The 18,246-nt window shown below is 72.1% G+C and carries 14 protein-coding genes; 1 reads left to right on the forward strand and 13 read right to left on the reverse strand.

Annotation, left to right across the window (positions count from 1 at the left end; genetic code table 11):
* Nucleotides 1–43: 43 nt before the first annotated feature.
* From ACZ60T_RS06720 to ACZ60T_RS06780, 13 genes are all read right to left on the reverse strand, one after another.
* Nucleotides 44–3,070 carry a helix-turn-helix transcriptional regulator gene (locus tag ACZ60T_RS06720; RefSeq protein ID WP_469664980.1) on the reverse strand — a complete coding sequence of 1,009 codons (3,027 nt, stop codon included), beginning with the start codon at nt 3,068–3,070 and terminating at the stop codon, nt 44–46.
* 202 nt (nt 3,071–3,272) lie between these two features.
* Entirely contained in the window at nt 3,273–3,830 is a 558-nt protein-coding gene (locus tag ACZ60T_RS06725) for a hypothetical protein (RefSeq protein WP_469664982.1), read from the reverse strand.
* Between the two features lie 50 nt (nt 3,831–3,880).
* On the reverse strand, nt 3,881–4,450 hold the full coding sequence (locus ACZ60T_RS06730; protein ID WP_469664984.1) for a GNAT family N-acetyltransferase: 570 nt from the start codon (nt 4,448–4,450) through the stop codon (nt 3,881–3,883).
* Nucleotides 4,428–6,668: an MMPL family transporter gene (locus tag ACZ60T_RS06735; protein ID WP_469664986.1), complete on the reverse strand. Its 2,241-nt coding sequence runs from the start codon at nt 6,666–6,668 to the stop codon at nt 4,428–4,430. The genes ACZ60T_RS06730 and ACZ60T_RS06735 overlap by 23 nt, the downstream gene beginning before the upstream one ends.
* Before the next feature lie 328 nt (nt 6,669–6,996).
* Nucleotides 6,997–8,511, reverse strand: a complete 1,515-nt coding sequence (gene gatB / locus ACZ60T_RS06740) for an Asp-tRNA(Asn)/Glu-tRNA(Gln) amidotransferase subunit GatB (protein WP_469664988.1) — start codon at nt 8,509–8,511, stop codon at nt 6,997–6,999.
* A gap of 15 nt (nt 8,512–8,526) precedes the next feature.
* Nucleotides 8,527–8,769: a hypothetical protein gene (locus ACZ60T_RS06745; protein WP_252422571.1), complete on the reverse strand. Its 243-nt coding sequence runs from the start codon at nt 8,767–8,769 to the stop codon at nt 8,527–8,529.
* Nucleotides 8,766–10,268: an Asp-tRNA(Asn)/Glu-tRNA(Gln) amidotransferase subunit GatA gene (gatA, locus tag ACZ60T_RS06750; RefSeq protein WP_365622685.1), complete on the reverse strand. Its 1,503-nt coding sequence runs from the start codon at nt 10,266–10,268 to the stop codon at nt 8,766–8,768. The genes ACZ60T_RS06745 and gatA overlap by 4 nt, the downstream gene beginning before the upstream one ends.
* Before the next feature lie 6 nt (nt 10,269–10,274).
* Nucleotides 10,275–10,571, reverse strand: coding sequence for an Asp-tRNA(Asn)/Glu-tRNA(Gln) amidotransferase subunit GatC (gene gatC, locus ACZ60T_RS06755; RefSeq protein ID WP_070023066.1), 297 nt, complete (start codon nt 10,569–10,571; stop codon nt 10,275–10,277).
* A 134-nt stretch (nt 10,572–10,705) separates the two neighbouring features.
* Nucleotides 10,706–12,979, reverse strand: a complete 2,274-nt coding sequence (locus ACZ60T_RS06760; protein WP_469665536.1) for a putative bifunctional diguanylate cyclase/phosphodiesterase — start codon at nt 12,977–12,979, stop codon at nt 10,706–10,708.
* 278 nt (nt 12,980–13,257) lie between these two features.
* Complete coding sequence (gene ligA, locus ACZ60T_RS06765) at nt 13,258–15,453, reverse strand: NAD-dependent DNA ligase LigA (RefSeq protein WP_469664990.1); 2,196 nt, start codon at nt 15,451–15,453, stop codon at nt 13,258–13,260.
* 15 nt (nt 15,454–15,468) lie between these two features.
* Nucleotides 15,469–16,476, reverse strand: coding sequence for a methionine synthase (locus ACZ60T_RS06770; RefSeq protein WP_469664992.1), 1,008 nt, complete (start codon nt 16,474–16,476; stop codon nt 15,469–15,471).
* Between the two features lie 69 nt (nt 16,477–16,545).
* Nucleotides 16,546–17,244, reverse strand: coding sequence for an SDR family oxidoreductase (locus ACZ60T_RS06775; RefSeq protein WP_469664994.1), 699 nt, complete (start codon nt 17,242–17,244; stop codon nt 16,546–16,548).
* 35 nt (nt 17,245–17,279) lie between these two features.
* Nucleotides 17,280–17,819: an LOG family protein gene (locus ACZ60T_RS06780; RefSeq protein WP_469664996.1), complete on the reverse strand. Its 540-nt coding sequence runs from the start codon at nt 17,817–17,819 to the stop codon at nt 17,280–17,282.
* Nucleotides 17,820–17,871: 52 nt separating this feature from the next.
* Here ACZ60T_RS06780 and ACZ60T_RS06785 point away from each other — a divergent pair, with 52 nt between their 5' ends.
* Nucleotides 17,872–18,207: a DUF427 domain-containing protein gene (locus ACZ60T_RS06785; RefSeq protein WP_365622674.1), complete on the forward strand. Its 336-nt coding sequence runs from the start codon at nt 17,872–17,874 to the stop codon at nt 18,205–18,207.
* The last annotated feature ends 39 nt before the right edge of the window (nt 18,208–18,246 follow it).

Genomic DNA, 18,246 nt, shown 5'->3' on the forward strand with positions numbered 1-18,246 from the left:
CCTGACAGCCTAGACCTCACCCCTTCGCCGGGACAGTGAGTAACTACGCCTCGGTGGCGAAGAGTTGGAGCCGGTGGGCCAGTGCCGCCGCCTCTCCTCGGCCCGAGACGCCCAGCTTGGCCAGGATGTTCGAGACGTGGACGCTGGCCGTCTTCGGTGAGATGAACAGCTCCCCGGCTATCTGTCTGTTGCTGTGACCCGCCGCGACCAGGCGGAGCACGTCCCGTTCGCGGCTGGTGAGCCCCAGGGACTCGGCCGGGTCCCGGCGCGCGGTGGGCGACAGCGGCAGGCGGGCCCGGCGCGCGAGCAGGGCGACCGAGTCGGCGAGCGGCCGGGCGCCGAGGTGTCCGGCCACCGCACCGGCCAGCCGCAGCAGCTCGGTGGCCCGTTCGCGCCCGCCCTCCTCGCCGCCCGCCGCCAGCAGGGACGCGGCGAGGCGGTGGCGGACGCGGGCCAGGTCGTACGGGCGCTCCAAGACCTCGAAGGCGGCCACGACCTCGGACCAGTCGAGCGGCTCGTCACGGCCCTCGGCGCGCAGCAGTTCCGCGCGGACCCAGTGCTCGTACACGTGCCACACCGGTGCGTGGGTGGTGAGGGTCCTGGCGGCCTTACGGATCCGCGCGAGCGTCTCGGCGCGGCCCGGCTCGGCTGCGGGCAGCCCGCAGGCGTCGGCCTCGGTGGTGGCGGCGGCGAGCAGCAGTGGCCAGGCGTGGGCTCGGCTGCCCGGCGGGAATCCCTCGTCGGGTACGTCGAGTTCGGCGAGTACGTCGTGGAGGGCGGCGCGGGCGTCGGCGAGGCGGCCCTCCTCGACCGCGATCCCCAGGGCGAGGTGCGCCAGCGGCAGCCGGTGCCGCGCCGAGGTGGCCCGCGTGCCGAACGACGCGCGCGCGGCGATGAGTTGCCGTGCAGCCTCGGTCACATCGCCTCGCGCGAGGGCGAGTCGGGCGTGCCCCGTCGCTGCCGGGCCCTGCCGCCCGACGCGCTCGAAGGCAGCGGCGGCCTCGTCCCAGCGGCCCAGGGAGAAGAGAGAGACGCCGAGGTGCGCCCGCACCTGGGCCTCGATGTCCATCAGGCCCAGCCCACGGGCGACTTCGAGGCCTCGGCGGAGTACCTCGACGGCTTCCCTGGAGCGGCCGATGTCCTCCAGGCGGGACGGCAGCTCCACCTGGAGGCGGCCCGTCACCTGTGCATGGCCGAGGGCCTCCGCCCGCTCCTGGACCGCGTACATCTCCGCGAGCCCGGTACCGATGTCGCCCGCCTCCACGAGCAGCCCGCCCAGGGTCAGGCGCGCGTTCAGCTCGATGTCGCGGGCGCCCACCACGCGCGCGTACTCCACGGCGCGCTCGGCGGCCGAGAAGGCCTCGGGGCCGGGGACCCGCCGCGTGGACCAGGTGGCGACGAGGGCGAGGACCTCGGCGTGCACCGTCGAGGGCGGCAGTCCGCGTACCAGCCGCTGTGCGGTGGCGAGTTCCGCCCAGCCGTCGCCGCGGGCGGTGTGCCGTATCAGCCGCGCGCGCTGCGCCCAGAACCAGGCGGCCCGCAGCGGGGTGTCCTCGCTGTCGGAGCCCGTGTCCAGGAGCCGCAGGGCGCGCCCGGTGATCTTCAGCGCGTGCTCGGCCTCCCCGCACAGCCGTCCCGCGACGGCGGCTTCCGCCAGCAGATCGACGTAGCGCGGGCTCCCGCTCGCCGGGTCGTGGGCGGCGCTCGGACACGCCTCGCGCGCGTGTCCGTACGGGCGCGGGGTGGCCCGTACGGACACGGGCGCGAGGTCCCACAGCTCCATCGCGCGCTCCAGCAGCCGCAACCGCTCGCTGTGCGCGTGCCGGTGGCGGGCCGCCGCGGCGGCGTCGAGGACGGCGGGCAGGGCCTTGGCGGCATCACGCGCCTGGTACCAGTACCCGGCCAGCCGGGGGGCGTACTGGCCGGCCGCCACCAGGGTGGGGTCGGCCGCCAGGGCCGTCGCGTACCGCCGGTTGAGGCGCGTGCGTTCGCCGGGAAGCAGGTCGCCGCCGACCGCCTCGCGGACGAGGGAGTGGCGGAAGCGGTAGCCGTCGCCGTCGGGGGTGGCGCGCAGGATGTGGGCGTCGGCGGCGGTGCGCAGGGCCTCGATGAGGTCGTCCTCGGCGAGCCCGGCGACGGCCGCGAGGAGGCGGTGCTCGACGGTGGAGCCGCCCTCGGCGACGGTCCGGACGACGCGCCGCGCGGTCTCCGGCAGCCGGTCGACGCGGACGAGGAGGAGGTCGCGCAGGGAGTCGGGCAGGCCCGCGCGGCGGTCCTCGCGGGAGGCGACCGCCAGCTCTTCCACGAAGAAGGCGTTGCCGTCGGAGCGTTCGAAGATCTCCTCGACGCGGGCGGGGTCGGGTTCGGTGGCGAGGATGCCGGTGAGCTGGCGGGCGACCTCGGTGCGGTCGAAGCGGACGAGGGCGATACGACGGACCGCGCGCAGGCGGTCGAGTTCGGCGAGGAGGGGGCGCAGGGGGTGGCGGCGGTGGAGATCGTCGGTGCGGTACGAGGCGACCAGGAGCAGGCGGCCGGTGCGCAGCGTACGGACGAGGTGGGCGAGGAGATGGCGGGTGGAGGCGTCGGCCCAGTGGAGGTCCTCCAGGACGAGGACGACGCTGCGGCGGGCGGCGACGCGTTCCAGCAGGCGGGCGGTCAGCTCGACGAGGCGGGCCGGGGCCGCCTCGTCGTCCCACGGAGCGTGGCGCGGTTCGCCCGACTCCGGGAGCAGCCGGGCCAGTTCCGCCTCCTGGCCGGTGACTGCCTCGGCCACCTCTGCGGGCAGTTCGCGGCGCAGGGCGCGCAGGGCGGCGGAGAACGGGGCGAAGGGCAGGCCCTCGGCGCCGGTCTCGGCGCAGCCGCCGACCGCGACGACCGCGTCCGCCTGGCCGGCCGTGGCGGTGAACTCCTCGATCAGCCGGGTCTTGCCGACCCCGGCCTCACCCCCGACGAGCACGGTCTGCGGCGTACCCGCTCCGGCACGCGCGAGCGCGTCGCGTAACACCCCCGCTTCCTCGGCTCGACCGACGAAGACGGGACAGACCTGGCCCACGGAGGTACGGATCGCCACGTCCCGAGGATCGCACGAGGGTCTGACACGGGGCGTCCTCCCTGAAGGGGCCGGATGCGGGCACCGCCTGGCGGAGGGTCGCGCGGGGCCTCGGACACGCGCGAGGGGCCTCAGGGCTTCCGTCAGTCGTACGAAAGCCCTGAGGCCCCTCAGGCTCGCAGGGTCCCTCGGGCTCTCAGGGGCCCTCGGGCTCGGCTTCAGGTCAGGCGGACGGGAGTCCGAGCAGGATGTCCGTGTACTTCAGGACCGCCAGCAGCAGCCCGATGACGCCCAGGGAGACGCCGCCCCAGGCGACCGACTTGATCCAGGGGGCCTGTGCCTTCCCGGGGGCGCCGAAGGCCGGGCGGGCCAGGACCGCGACGCCCACGATCAGCGCGGCCAGCGCGAACGCGCCGCCCCACAGCGCGGTGGCGTGCCAGGCCTCGCCGTACACCGCCTTGATCTGCTGGCCGACGCTCGCCGACGTCGAAGTCTTCAGCTGGCCCAGCAGCGTCTCGCGCGCGGAGGCCACGGTGGAGACCCAGCTCCCGGTGAGGGAGACCACGGCGAGCCCGGCGGAGACGACCGCCCCGGCTCCCTGACCGACCCCGGTCGGCCCCTCGCCGGGCGTCTCCTCAGCGACCTTCGCCGCGGTGTCCTCGGTCTCGGTCACCTTCGCCGCAGTGTCCTCGGTCTCGGTCACCTCGGCCGTCTTCTCGTCGTTCGTCGTCGCCTCGGCGCCGGTCGCGGCGTCGGCCTCGTCAACTGTCTTCGTTCCCATGCCTCGCACCGTATGGACGCTGTCTGAGAGGTCTCTTAACGACCTGCCGGTCAAATCCGGGCCGCACGCGCGCGTGCCTCGCGCCACTCGGGGGCGAGCACCGACCAGACCTCCATGTCGTGGCGTACGCCACGATGCGGGAAGCTCTCGCGGAGCACACCCTCGCGTGTCATGCCCAGCCGCCGCGCCACGTTGACACTCGGTTCGTTCGCGGGCGACGCCTGCCACTCCACACGGTGCATGCCGCGCTCGTCAAACGCCCAGTCGATGAGCGCCCGCGCGCCGCGCGTGACCAGGCCCCGCCCGGCCGCCGCGGGCTCCAGCCAGACGCCCATCTCACATGTGCCGTGCTGGGCGTCGAAGAGGGGGAAGAGCACGCCGCCGACCAGCTTGTCGTCCAGCCACAGCCCGTGCAGACAGCCGGTGTCCGCGGCGCGCCGGTCGGCGAACGACTGGAGGAGGGCGCGCGCGCCGGCCACGTCCGTGGCCTTGGACCCGAACGGGACGTACTGGTTGATGAACTCGCGCCCGCGGTCGAGATGGGCGAGGAACTCCTCCGCGTGCCAGGGCTCCAGGGGACGCAGTTCGGCTCCGTCGTCACCCAGGGATATCGCGTACATCCTGCTGTTGCTCCTTCACCAGTGCGTCCATGAGCGCGTCCTCGTGCGCTGTCTTCCGGGGCATGGTCGCACGGTGTTCGGGCGGTTCGATGCTGATGTGCGGGAGCCTGCGCTCCAGCCAGGACGGCAGCCACCAGTTGGCACCGCCGAGCAGATGCATCAGCGCGGGGACGAGGAGGGTACGCAGGATGAAGGCGTCCAGGGCGACGGCCGCGGCGAGCGCGATGCCGAACATGGCGATCACCCGGTCGCCGCTGAGCACGAAGGCCAGGAAGACGGAGATCATGATGACCGCCGCGGAGTTGATGACCCGCCCGGTCTCGGCCAGGCCGACGCGTACGGCGCGCCGGTTGTCGCCGGTCTCCCGCCACTCCTCGTACATGCGGCTGACCAGGAACACCTGGTAGTCCATGGAGAGCCCGAAGAGCACCGAGACCATGATCACGGGGAGGAACGGCTCGATGGGCCCGGCCCGGCCGAGGCCCAACAGCTCGCTTCCCCAGCCCCACTGGAAGATCGCGACGACCACGCCGAAGGCGGAGGCGACGGCCGCGACGTTCATCACGGCGGCCTTCAGCGGGATGCCGATCGAGCGGAAGGCGAACAGGAGCAGCACACAGCCGAGGCTGATCACCACCCCGACGAACAGCGGCAGCTTGCCGACGATCACGCTCGCGAAGTCGTCGTAGGCCGCGGTCCGGCCGCCCACCGCGAGGTCGAGCGTGGTGCCCTGCTCGGCGCGCGGCAGCACCTCGGTGCGCAGCCGGTCCACGAGGTCGCTGGTGTCCCGGGACTGCGGGGCGGAGTCGGGGACGACGGTGAGGAGCGCCGTGTCGCCGCCGCTGTTGTAGGTCACCGGGCTCACGCTCGCGACACCCCGCGTGGCCGCGAGCGTGCTGTCGAGGTGGTCGAGCGCGAGCCTGTCCTCGGTACTGCCGACACGGGTGACGAGGGTCAGCGGGCCGTTGACGCCGGGCCCGAACCCGTCGGCGATGAGGTCGTACGCCTGCCGGGTCGTCGCCGACTTCGGGCCGTTGCCCTGGTCGGCGGTGCCCAGGTGGAGGGAGAGCGTGGGCAGGGCGAGGACGGCCATGACGACCATGGCGAGGACGCCGAGCTTCTTGGGGTGGCGTTCGACGAACGCGGACCAGCGGGCGGCGAACCCTCCCGGCAGCTCCGGTTCGGGCCCGTTCTCGGCCAGCCTGCGCCGCTCGCGCCTGCTGAGGGCGCGGGGTCCGATGAAGGACAACAGGGCGGGCAGCAGGGTCACGGAGGCGGCGACGGTGAGCAGGACGGTGAGACAGGCGGCGATCGCGACGCCGTTGAGGAAGCCGAGCCGGAGGATCAGCATGCCGAGCAGCGCGATGCACACCGTGGCGCCCGCGAAGACGACGGCCCGGCCGGTGGTGGCGACGGCGCCCGCGGCGGCCTCCGTCACCGGCACGCCCCGCTTCAGGCTGCGGCGGTGCCGGGTCACGATGAACAGGGCGTAGTCGATGCCGACACCGAGCCCGATCAGCAGGCCCAGCATGGGCGCGAAGTCGGCGACGGTCATGGCGTGCCCGAGCAGGGCGATACCGGCGTACGCGGTGCCGACGCCGATCAGCGCGGTCGCGATGGGCAGCAGGGAGGCGGCGAGCGAGCCGAAGGCGAGGAAGAGGACGACGGCCGCGACGAGCACGCCGACGGCCTCGGCGAGATGCCCGCTGCGCGCCTCGGTGAGGGCGATCGCGCTGCCGCCCAGTTCGACCCGCAGCTCGTCGCTCGCGGCGCCCTGGGCGGTGTCGACGACGGCCTGGGCCTCGCCCTTGGTGATGTTCTCGCTCTGCTCGTCGAAGGTGATCGTGGCGTACGCGGTGCGGCCGTCGCGGCTGATCTGGGCGCCGTGGTCGCCGCCGTAGGGGTTGGTGACGGAGGCGATGCCGGGCAGTTCCTCGATCCTGTCCAGGGTGCGGGTCATCGTCTGCTCGACGCCGGACGCGCGCACGCTGCCGGTTTCGGTATGCCAGACGAGGGTGTCGCTGTCGCCGCCGTGTCCGGGGAAGCCCTTCTGGAGCAGCTCGGCGGCGCGGCCCGTCTCGGTGCCGGGGACGTCGTAGTGGTTGGTGTACGCCGTCCCCGTGGCCGCCGCGCCGACGGCGACCCCGCCGAAGGCGAGCAGCCAGAGCAGGACCACCGCGAGGCGGTGGCGGATACACCAGCGTGCGAGGGCTGCCACGGGACGCGCTCCCTGGGAACGGTTGGACGATCTTTGCCCGGGAACAGACGCTGAGGGAACTGAACGGCTCGCAAAGAACGAATGAACGTCTGTGTCCACTGTTGCAGCCAGAAGTGATCGTTTGTCGCATTCGTGGTCTTCCTCACAGGACTGCGACCCACTTCACAGCCGCCAGGGGCAACTCCCCCGCCGCATAAGGTTCTTGTCAACGCGCGTACATGGTTCTCGTCAACGCGCGTACGTGGTTGCCGTCAACGCGCCGGGGGCGGTGCACCGGCATTCGGTGCACCGCCCCCGGACGGCCGTTCAGCGGCGTCCGCCGCTTGTCTCAGCCCTCGCTGACGCCCAGCTTCTCGAGGATCAGCTCCTTGACGCGGGCGGCGTCGGCCTGGCCGCGGGTGGCCTTCATGACCGCGCCGACCAGGGCGCCGGCCGCGGCCACCTTGCCGCCGCGGATCTTGTCCGCGACGGCCGGGTTGCCGGCGATCGCCTCGTCGACGGCGGCGGTCAGGGCGCCCTCGTCGGAGACGACCTTCAGACCGCGCTTGTCGACGACCTCGTCCGGGGTGCCCTCGCCCGCGAGAACGCCCTCGATGACCTGGCGGGCCAGCTTGTCGTTGAGGTCGCCGTCGGCCACGAGCCGGGTGACCCGGGCCACCTGCTGCGCGGTGATGGGCAGCTCGTCCAGGGCCTTGCCGGTCTCGTTGGCCTGGCGGGCCAGCTCGCCCATCCACCACTTGCGCGCGGCGGCGGCGTCGGCGCCCGCCTCGATCGTCGCGACGATCAGGTCCAGCGCACCGGCGTTGAGGATCGCCTGCATGTCGGTCGCGGAGACATCCCACTCCTCGCGCAGCCGGTTACGGCGCACCAGGGGCAGCTCCGGCAGCGAGGCGCGCAGCTCCTCGACCCACGCGCGCGCGGGTGCGACCGGGACCAGGTCCGGCTCGGGGAAGTAGCGGTAGTCCTCGGCCTCTTCCTTGACGCGGCCCGAGGTCGTCGAGCCCGTGTCCTCGTGGAAGTGCCGGGTCTCCTGGATCACCGTGCCGCCGCTGTTCAGCACGGCGGCGTGGCGCTGGATCTCGAAGCGGCAGGCACGCTCGACGGAGCGCAGCGAGTTGACGTTCTTCGTCTCGCTGCGCGTGCCGAACTTCTCGGCGCCCTTGGGCATCAGCGAGAGGTTCACGTCGCAGCGCATCTGGCCCATCTCCATACGGGCCTCGGAGACGCCGAGCGCGCGGATCAGCTCGCGCAGCTCGCGCACATACGCCTTCGCCACCTCGGGCGCGCGCTCGCCGGCACCGACGATCGGCTTGGTGACGATCTCGATGAGCGGGATGCCGGCGCGGTTGTAGTCCAGCAGGGAGTGGGACGCGCCGTGGATACGGCCGGTGGCGCCGCCGACGTGCGTCGACTTGCCGGTGTCCTCCTCCATGTGGGCGCGCTCGATCTCCACACGGAAGGTCTCGCCGTCCTCCAACTGCACGTCGAGGTAGCCGTTGAAGGCGATCGGCTCGTCGTACTGGGAGGTCTGGAAGTTCTTCGGCATGTCCGGATAGAAGTAGTTCTTCCGGGCGAAGCGGCACCACTCGGCGATCTCGCAGTTGAGCGCGAGACCGATGCGGATCGCGGACTCGACGCCGATCGCGTTGACGACCGGGAGCGAGCCGGGCATGCCGAGGCAGGTGGGGCAGGTCTGCGCGTTCGGCTCGGCGCCGAGCGCCGTCGAACAGCCGCAGAACATCTTGGTCTTGGTGCCGAGTTCGACATGGACCTCGAGGCCCATGACGGGGTCGTACGACGCCAACGCGTCCTCGTACGACTCCAGGTCGGTCAGGGTGGTCACGGTGAAACTTCCCTCTCAGCCCAGCAGGACGTCGTCGTCGCCCAGGCGCTTCAGCTCACGGACGAGCAGGGCGAGACCGGTGACGATGGCGGCGGCGGACACGGCGGCGTCGATCAGGCGCAGCGTGTCGTGCTCGCTGCGGGCCTTCTTGACCTGCTTGGCGACGCCGAAGGCGCCGTACGCGGTGGTGGCCATGGACAGGTACGTACCGGACTTGGACTGCTTGAAGCCCTTGGCCTTGGACAGTGCCTTGCTCATAGCGACGGAGCCTCCTCGAGAAGCGGGTGTCCCCACTGTTCCACGAAGGCGGCCTCGACGGCGGCGCCGACCTTGTACAGCCGGTCGTCCTGCATCGCCGGGGCGATGATCTGGAGACCCACCGGGAGGTTGTCCTCCGGGGCCAGACCGCAGGGCAGGGACATGGCGGCGTTGCCCGCCATGTTGACCGGGATGGTGCACAGGTCCGCGAGGTACATCGCCATCGGGTCGTCGGCGCGCTCGCCGATCGGGAAGGCGGTGGTGGGCGTCGTGGGCGACACGATCACGTCCACCTGCTCGAACGACTTCTCGAAGTCGCGGGTGATGAGCGTACGGACCTTCTGCGCGGAGCCGTAGTACGCGTCGTAGTAGCCGGAGCTGAGGGCGTACGTGCCGAGCATGATGCGGCGCTTGACCTCGGGGCCGAAGCCCGCCTCACGGGTGAGGGAGGTGACCTCCTCCGCCGAGTGCGAACCGTCGTCGGCGACCCGCAGGCCGTAGCGCAGACCGTCGAACCGGGCGAGGTTGCTGGAGCACTCGCTCGGCGCGATCAGGTAGTACGCGGCCAGCGCCAGGTCGAACGACGGGCAGTCCAGCTCGACGATCTCGGCGCCGAGCTTCTTGAGCAGCTCGACGGACTCGTCGAAGCGCTGCACGACACCGGCCTGGTAGCCCTCGCCGCGGAACTGCTTGACGACACCGATGCGCATGCCCTGGACGGAGCCGTTGCGCGCGGCCTCGACGACCGGCGGGACCGGGGCGTCGATGGAGGTGGAGTCGAGCGGGTCGTGCCCGGCGATGACCTCGTGCAGGAGGGCGGCGTCCAGGACCGTACGGGCGCAGGGGCCGCCCTGGTCGAGGCTGCTGCTGAAGGCGACCATGCCGTAGCGGGAGACGGCGCCGTACGTCGGCTTGACGCCGACCGTGCCGGTGACGGAGGCGGGCTGCCGGATGGAGCCGCCGGTGTCGGTGCCGATCGCGAGGGGGGCCTGGAAGGAGGCGAGCGCGGCGCTCGACCCACCGCCGGAGCCACCGGGGATCCGGGTGAGGTCCCAGGGGTTGCCGGTCGGTCCGTAGGCGCTGTTCTCGGTGGAGGACCCCATGGCGAACTCGTCCATGTTGGTCTTGCCGAGGATGACGACGTCGGCGGCCTTCAGACGCTTGGTGAGCGTGGCGTCGTACGGCGGGATCCAGCCCTCGAGGATCTTCGAGCCGACCGTGGTCGGGATGCCCTCGGTGGTGAAGATGTCCTTGAGCGCCAGCGGCACACCGGCCAGCGGGCCGAGCTTCTCGCCGCGCTCGCGCTTGGCGTCGACGGCACGGGCCTGCGCCAGGGCGCCCTCGCGGTCGACGTGCAGGAAGGCGTGCACCTTCTCGTCGACGGCCTCGATACGGGCGAGGTGGGCCTCGGTGACCTCGACGGCGGTGAGCTCGCCGGAGGCGACCTTCTCGGCGGTCTCGGCGGCCGTGAGCCGGATGATGCTGTTCTTGTCCGTCATGACGGGCTACTCCTCCCCCAGGATCTGCGGCACCTTGAAACGCTGCTGCTCCTGGGCCGGGGCGCCGGACAGCGCCTGCTCGGGGGTGAGCGAGGGACGGACCTCGTCCGCGCGCATGACGTTCGTCAGCGGCAGCGGGTGAGAGGTCGGCGGGACGTCTTGGTCGGCGACCTCGCTGACGCGGGCGACCGCGCCGATGATGTCGTCGAGCTGGCCTGCGAAGTGCTCTAGCTCTTCGGGCTTCAGCTCCAGACGCGCCAGCCGGGCGAGGTGGGCGACCTCCTCGCGCGTGATGCCAGGCATGCAGCGATCCTCTGGGGTGAGAGTGTGTGGTTTGGGCTCAATCCTATGGCGCGGGGCCCTGTGCCCGTGAAACGGATTCCCCCGGGAGGGCCGTGCCCGGCGCCAGAAGGTAGGAACGTTCCTAGGTCGAGGCCCTAACCGATCCGCCTCTGGTCGTCCGCGGCAGCCGCCGGGAGCGCGGCCTTCGGGCGCTGCCAGCCCCTCGATCCCCGGGCCCGCAGCCAGGCCGTGGTCTCCTCCGGTGGCATCGCGGCGGCGACCAGCCAGCCCTGGACCGCGTCGCAGCCGAGGTCCCGCAGCCGCTCCCAGGTCTCGTCGTCCTCGACGCCCTCCGCGACGACGAGCAGCCCCAGCGAATGGGCCAGGTCCACCGTGCAGCGCACGATCTCCGCGTCCTGGGCGTCCACGGCCAGCCGGGCCACGAACGAACGGTCGATCTTCAGTTCGCTCACCGGCAGCCGCCGCAGATGCACCAGCGAGGAGTACCCCGTGCCGAAGTCGTCCAGCGACATCTTCACGCCGTGCCCGGCCAGCCCGGCCAGGGTGTCCGCGGCCCGCTGCGGGTCCTCCAGGAGCACATGCTCGGTGATCTCCAGTTGCAGCGCTCCCGCCGGGACGCCGTGCCGGGCCAGGCGCGCGGCCACCGCGCCCGCGAAGCCCGGCGTGTGGACGTCGCGCGGGGAGACGTTCACGGCCACCGGGACCCGCAGGCCCTGCGCCCGCCACCGGGCCACCTGTCCGAGCGCGGTCTCCAGGACGTACTCCGTCAGATGCGGCATCAGCCCGGAGGACTCGGCGATCGCGATGAACTCGTCCGGCGGCACCTTCCCGCGCTCGGGGTGCACCCAGCGCACGAGCGCCTCGAGACCGGCGACCTGTCCGTCGAAGCGGACCTTCGGCTGGTAGTGCAGCTCCACCTCGTGCGCGTCCAGCGCGCGCCGCAGATCGCCCAGCAGCCCGAGCCGGTCCGGGGTGTTGGAGTCCCGCTTGGACTCGTACACCTCCACCCCCGTACGGTCCCGCTTCGCCTGGTACATGGCGACGTCGGCCCGCCGCAGCAACCCCTCCGCGTCCAGCGCGTGGTCGGGGAAGACGGCGACACCCGCGCTGGCCTCCAGGACGAGCGTGAGCCCGTCCAGGTCGAGCGGTGAGCCGAGCGCGGCGACCAGATTGCGGGCCGCCCGGGACGCGGACGTCGTGGAGTCCGCGACGGGCAGTAACACGGCGAACTCGTCACCGCCGAGCCGCGCGGCCTCCGCCCCGCGGGGCAGCGCCAGCCGCAGCCGCTCCGCTATCTGGAGCAGCAGCCGGTCACCGGCGAGATGCCCGAGCGTGTCGTTCACCGACCGGAAGCGGTCGAGGTCGATCAGCATCAGGGCGGAGCGCGCCCCGATGCGTTCGGCGTCGTCCAGCGCCGCCCACGTGCGCTCCAGCAGCCACTGCCGGTTGGGCAGCCCGGTCAGCGGGTCGCGGAGCTGCTCCTCGGCGCGGGCGCGGGCGATCCACAGGGTGGAGTCCAGGGCGATGAGCGGGATGGCGAACAGCGGCAGCAGCACGGGCAGCGTCCTCGCGACCACGCAGACCAGCGGCGCTATGCCGAGCAGCGCTACGGCGACGAGTCCCTGCCGGACCAGGACGGTACGGGCGATGGTGGGCAGTCCGCCCGTCCGGGGCGCGGTGAGACACCACACCAGCAGCCGCGTCACCGCGAGGTAGGCGAGGGCGGCGAGGACGATCGCGGGCACCGCGGCGATCGTCCAACTCCGCGGCTCCCAGGGGGACTCGACGGTCGGGACGGTCCCGAAGGCGGCCAGCACGAGCGTCGAGCCGCCGACGCCGAGGATGTCGACCGCGCCGTGCAGCAGGCCCTGCCGCCAGCAGCCCGGCCGGACGAGGCCGACCAGGACGACGACCGTGAGGCTCACCATCGCGGCGGGCACCCAGCCGTACAGCAGCAGGACGGCGAGGGTCAGGGCGGCGCCCGAGCCCGTACCACCCCACCAGCGGGCGCGGCCGAGGGCGACCAGATGGCCGACGATGACGCCGGTCAGCAGGGCCAGGGACCAGCCGACCGTGCCGGGCGGGAAGAGCGCGTGGTGTCCGCCGAAGGCGCGGAGGAAGGCGGCGCCGAGGGCGAGCCCGGCCGCCGCGAGGACCGCCCAGAGCAGTACGGGCCGGGGCGGGCGCCCACCGCCGTCGGGGCCGGACTGCCCGGCGGGACCGGCGGCGAGTGCGCCAGCGGGACCAGTGGCGAGTGCGCCGACGGGACCGGCCGCGACAGGCCGCGGCGCCCCGTCCGCCGCGAGAGACTCGCCAGGAACGCGCCCCGGCAAGGCACTTCGGCCGTCCGCGCCCCGGTATCCCGACAGCCACGCCGTCCAGCGCCCCGCGCGCCAGGCGTCCGCCATCCGGCGCAGGCGCAGCCATGAGTCCGGGGCGGCGCTCTCGGTCCGATCCATTCCCGTCCCTCTCACAGCCGGCGGTGCCGACGTCATACGGCCCGATGCCTGACGAACCGTCAGCGGCATCGCGCCCGACCACCCGCCACGCGTCCGGGCATGGCAGGCGTACACCTCAACAGTAGGCCGCAGCAAGCGTTCCGGAGCATCGGTCGTCGGCGGTTGCCCCAATGCGCCCCGCCCACCCGGATACATCGCGTATCTGATGAACCGGGAGCCTTCGTCCGCTACTCCCCTGTCGGAAGCGCCACTTCGGCAGCCGCTTCCGGTCCTCGCTCCAACAGGACGGTGAAACCGTCCTCGTTGAGCACCGGAACCTTCGCCTGCATGGCCTTGTCGTACTTCGAACCAGGATTCTCGCCCACGACGACGAAGGATGTCTTCTTCGAAACAGAACCGGTCACTTTCGCGCCACGGCTCTGGAGCGCCTCCTTCGCCCCGTCACGGGTGAAGTGTTCGAGCGTGCCGGTGACCACGACCGTCAGACCCTCCAGCGGACGCGGGCCCTCCTCCTCACCGGAGCCCTCGTCCTCCAGCCGGACCCCGGCCGTCTTCCACTTGCGGACGATCTCGCGGTGCCACTCCTCGGTGAACCACTGCTTGAGGGAGGCGGCGATGATCGGGCCGACCCCGTCCGTACTCGCCAACTCCTCCTCCGTGGCCTGCTCGATCCGGTCGATGGAGCGGAACTCACGGGCGAGGGCCTGCGCCGCCACCGGCCCGACATGCCGGATCGACAGGCCGTTGAGGAAGCGCGCGAGGGGACGGGACTTGGCCTCCTCGATGTTCTTGAGCAGGGCCAGCGTGTTCTTCTTCGGTTCGCCCTTCTGGTTGGCGAAGACCGTGGCGATCTTCGCCTCGCCCGTCTTGGGGTCGTGCTTGGGCAGACCGCTGTCCGGGTCGAGGACATAGGCCTTGATGGGCAGCAGCTTCTCCACGGTGAGGTCGAACAGGTCGCCCTCGTCCACCAGTGGCGGTTCGGCCGGTTCCAGGGGGCGGGTGAGGGCGGCTGCCGCGACCCCGCCGAAGTGCTCGATGTCCAGGCACTCCCGGCCCGCGAGATAGGAGACCCGCTCCCTCAACTGGGCAGGGCAGGAACGGCCGTTGGGACAGCGCAGGTCGATGTCGCCTTCCTTCATCGCCCGCAGCGGTGTCCCGCACTCCGGGCACTCGGCCGGCATCACGAACGCGCGCTCACTGCCGTCCCGCAGGTCCACGACCGGTCCGAGGATCTCCGGGATCACATCACCGGCCTTGCGGAGCACCACCGTGTCCCCGATGAGCACCCCTTTGGCCTTGACCACGTCCTGGTTGTGCAGCGTGGCGAACTCGACCTCGGAACCGGCCACCGTGACCGGCTCGACCTGCGCGTACGGGGTGACGCGGCCCGTGCGCCCGACGCCCACCTTGATGTCGAGCAGCTTGGTGTTGACCTCTTCGGGCGCGTACTTGTAGGCGATGGCCCAGCGGGGCGCGCGCGCCGTGGAGCCGAGACGGCCCTGGAGGCGGATCTCGTCCACCTTGACCACGACGCCGTCGATCTCGTGCTCCACGGAGTGGCGGTTCTCGCCGAAGTAGGCGATGAACCGCCGTACGCCGTCGAGGTCGCCGACCGCCTTGTTGTGCCGGGCGGTGGGCAGGCCCCAGGAGTGCAGCAGGTCGTACGCCTCGGACAGGCGCGTGAGGCCGTCCTCGAAGCCCTCCAGGGCGCCGATGCCGTGCACCACCATGTAGAGCGGGCGGGTGGCCGTGATGCGCGGGTCCTTCTGGCGCAGCGAACCCGCGGCGGCGTTGCGGGGGTTGGCGAAGGGCTTGTCGCCGCCCTTCACCAGACGTTCGTTCAGCGCCGTGAACTTCTCCATCGGGAAGTAGACCTCGCCGCGGATCTCCACGAGGTCGGGGACGTGCTCACCCTTGAGTCGGTCCGGAATGCCCGCGATCGTACGGACGTTGGGGGTGATGTCCTCTCCCGTGCGCCCGTCGCCGCGGGTCGCGGCGCGCGTGAGACGGCCGTGCTCGTACGTCAGGTTGACCGCGAGGCCGTCGACCTTCAGCTCGCACAGGAAGTCGTACGCGGACGTGCCGACCTCCTTGGCGACGCGGTCGGCCCAGGCGGCCAGTTCCGCGTCGTCGAAGGCGTTGTCGAGGGAGAGCATGCGCGCGCGGTGCTCGACGGCCGTGAACTCCGTCTCGTAGGCCCCCGCGACCTTCTGGGTCGGCGAGTCCGGCGTACGCAGTTCGGAATACCGCTCCTCCAGCTCCTCCAGGGAGCGCAGCAGTCGGTCGAACTCCGCGTCGCTGACGACGGGAGCGTCCTTCACGTAGTACCGGAAGCGGTGCTCCTCGATCTGCTCAGCGAGTTGCGCGTGCTGCTCCCGTGCCTCGGCGGGCACCGTCGTCTCCGCTTGCTTGTCGCCGGCCACCGTGTGGTCCTCCCGTTACTCAGGGTTGTCCGCGAGGGATCTCGCCGCCCGGACGCAGTGGGCGAGCGCCCGGCGTGCGTAGTCCGGGGAAGCGCCCGCGAGCCCGCAGGTCGGCGTGAGTGTGACCGCGTCCGCGAGAGCCCCCGGACGCAGCCCCAGCCTGCGCCACAGCGTCCTGACACCCATGACGCTACCGGCAGGGTCTGACAACGGGCCGTCCGTGCTCGCCACGACGCCCGCGAGGAGCCGGGTGCCGCTCTCCACGGCCTCGCCGATCGCGTCGTCGTCACGTTCGGTGAGGAGCGAGAAGTCGAAGGAGACCCCGGCGGCCCCCGCCCTGCGCAGCAGGGCGAACGGCACGTCAGGAGCGCAGGAATGGACCACGACCGGGCCGTCGGCGTGCACGCCGACGACGTCCCGGAGCGTGGCCTCGACGATCTGCCGGTCGACGGCCCGGTGGGTGCGGTAGCCGCTCGCGGTCCGCACCTGCCCGCGCAGGACGGGGGTGAGCGACGGCTCGTCGAGTTGCAGGACGAGACGGGCGCCGGGCACGCGCCGCCGCATCTCGTCCAGGTGCAGACGCAGCCCCTCGATCAGCGATCCGGCGAGGTCGCGGCAGGCGCCGGGGTCGGAGAGGGCCGACTCGCCGTTCTTCATCTCCAGCGCGGCGGCCAGCGTCCAGGGCCCGACGGCCTGGACCTTCAGCGGGCCTTCGTAGCCCTGGGTGAACTCCTCCAGCGCGTCGAGGTCCTCACCGAGCCAGGAGCGGGCCCGCTTGGTGTCCCGCCCCGGCCGGTCCCCGAACCGCCAGCCGCTGGGCTCCACGCGCGCGTACAGATCGACCAGCATCCCGGCGGTCCGGCCGATCATGTCCGCGCCGGGCCCACGGGCCGGCAACTCGGCGAGGAAGGGGAAGTCCTCGAAGCTTCCGGTGACGGTCTTGGCCGCCTCGCGCGCGTCCCCGCCGGGCATGGACCCGACGCCGGTGGCCGCACCGAACCTGATCTGGCTGTCTTCACTCACCCCGGCAGCCTACGGAATCCTTCGCCGCGCGGGGTGTTCGAGGTGCCGCCCGCGGCGGCCCCGAGACCGTCAGGCGCCCGGTCGTACCGTCAGATCGTTGACCTCCGCGTCCCTCGGCAGGTCCAGGCACATCACGATCGTCGTCGCCACCGACTCGGGGTCGATCCACTGCGCGGGGTCGTAGGGCTTGCCCTCCTGCTGGTGCACCTTGACCTGCATCGGGCTCGCCGTACGGCCCGGATAGACCGAGGTGACCCGCACGCCGTTGCCGCGCTCCTCGGCGCGCAGGGAGTCCGCGAGGGCCTTCAGCCCGTGCTTGGAGGCGGCGTACGCCGACCAGGACGCGTGGGCGTTCAGCCCGGCGCCGGAGTTGACGAACAGGACCTGGCCGCGTGCGGTGCGGAGCTGGGGCAGGAAGTGGCGGGTCAGCTCGGCGGGGGCGATCAGGTTGACGTCGAGCTGGTGGCGCCAGGCCTTCGGGGTCAGCTCGCCGACCTGGCCGAGGTCCACCACGCCCGCGATGTGCAGGAGCGAGTCCACCCGGTCCGGCAGGCTCTGGTGCGAGAACGCCCAGGACAGCCGGTCCGGCTCCGCGAGGTCGCCGACCAGGGTCCGCGCGCCGGGGAACTCGGCCGCCAGTTCCTTGGCCCGCCCCGCGTCACGCGCGTGCAGGACGAGCTCGTCCCCACGCGCGTGCAGACGGCGGGCCACAGCCGCGCCGATGCCGGAGCCCGCTCCGGTGATCACATGTGTAGCCATGCCCGCCATGCTCGCACCCTGGGCCGGGTCCTGTCGGACAGGGCCTACCGCGCTCCGAGCGACTCCTCCAGATACGCGAGCGCCCCCGCCGGTTCCTTGGCGAAGTGCGCCAGCTCGGACAGCGGACGCGTCAGGAAGCCCTCCTCCTCCATCCGCCGGAACTGCTCCTTCAGGCCGTCGTAGAAGCCCGCGGTGTTCAGCAGGACCACCGGCTTGTCGGTGTGCCCGTGCTTCTTCAGCTCCAGGATCTCGGTCGCCTCGTCGAGCGTCCCGGTCCCGCCGACCATGACCACCACCGCGTCCGCCTTCGCCAGGAGCAGCCGCTTGCGCTCGGCAAGGTCCTTCGTGATCACCATCTCGTCGGCGCCCTTGCGGGCCTTGGCGGCCAGGAACTCGACGGAGACGCCCAGCAGCCTGCCGCCCGCCTCCTGCACTCCGTCGGCGACCACCTTCATCAGACCGGTGTCGGATCCGCCCCACACGAGAGCGTGCCCGCCCTTGCCGAGCAGTTCGGCGAATTCACGGGCGGGGCGGGTGTAGCGGTCGGCGAGGTCGGCGGCGGAGAGAAAGACACAGATATTCACGAGGGACACCGTACGCGGGAAGAAGGCGGGGCCCGCGTGCGCTTGCACCGGTATGACCGAAGGACACACCATCACCGTCGAGCAAGGCGACCAGCACGTGCGCGTGGTGCACGGCGGGCAGGTCCTCGCGGAGACCGACCGGCCCGTCGTCCTGCGCGAGACCGGGTGCCCCGCGCGGTACTACATCCCGGCCGAGGACGTACGCCTCGATCTGCTGACCCCGTCCGACACACACACCGTGTGCCCCTTCAAGGGCACCGCGTCGTACTGGTCCCTGCCGGACGCGGCCGACCTCGTCTGGGCGTACCCGTCCCCGAAGCCCGAGGTCGCCCCGATCAAGGACCACTTCTGCTTCTACGAGGCGGAGGTGTCGTCAGCGGACGGGTGACCGGTCGGCCCGGCCTGCCACCGCGGGCCGGGCCGGACA

The organism is Streptomyces sp. NPDC104371 (assembly GCF_055583785.1).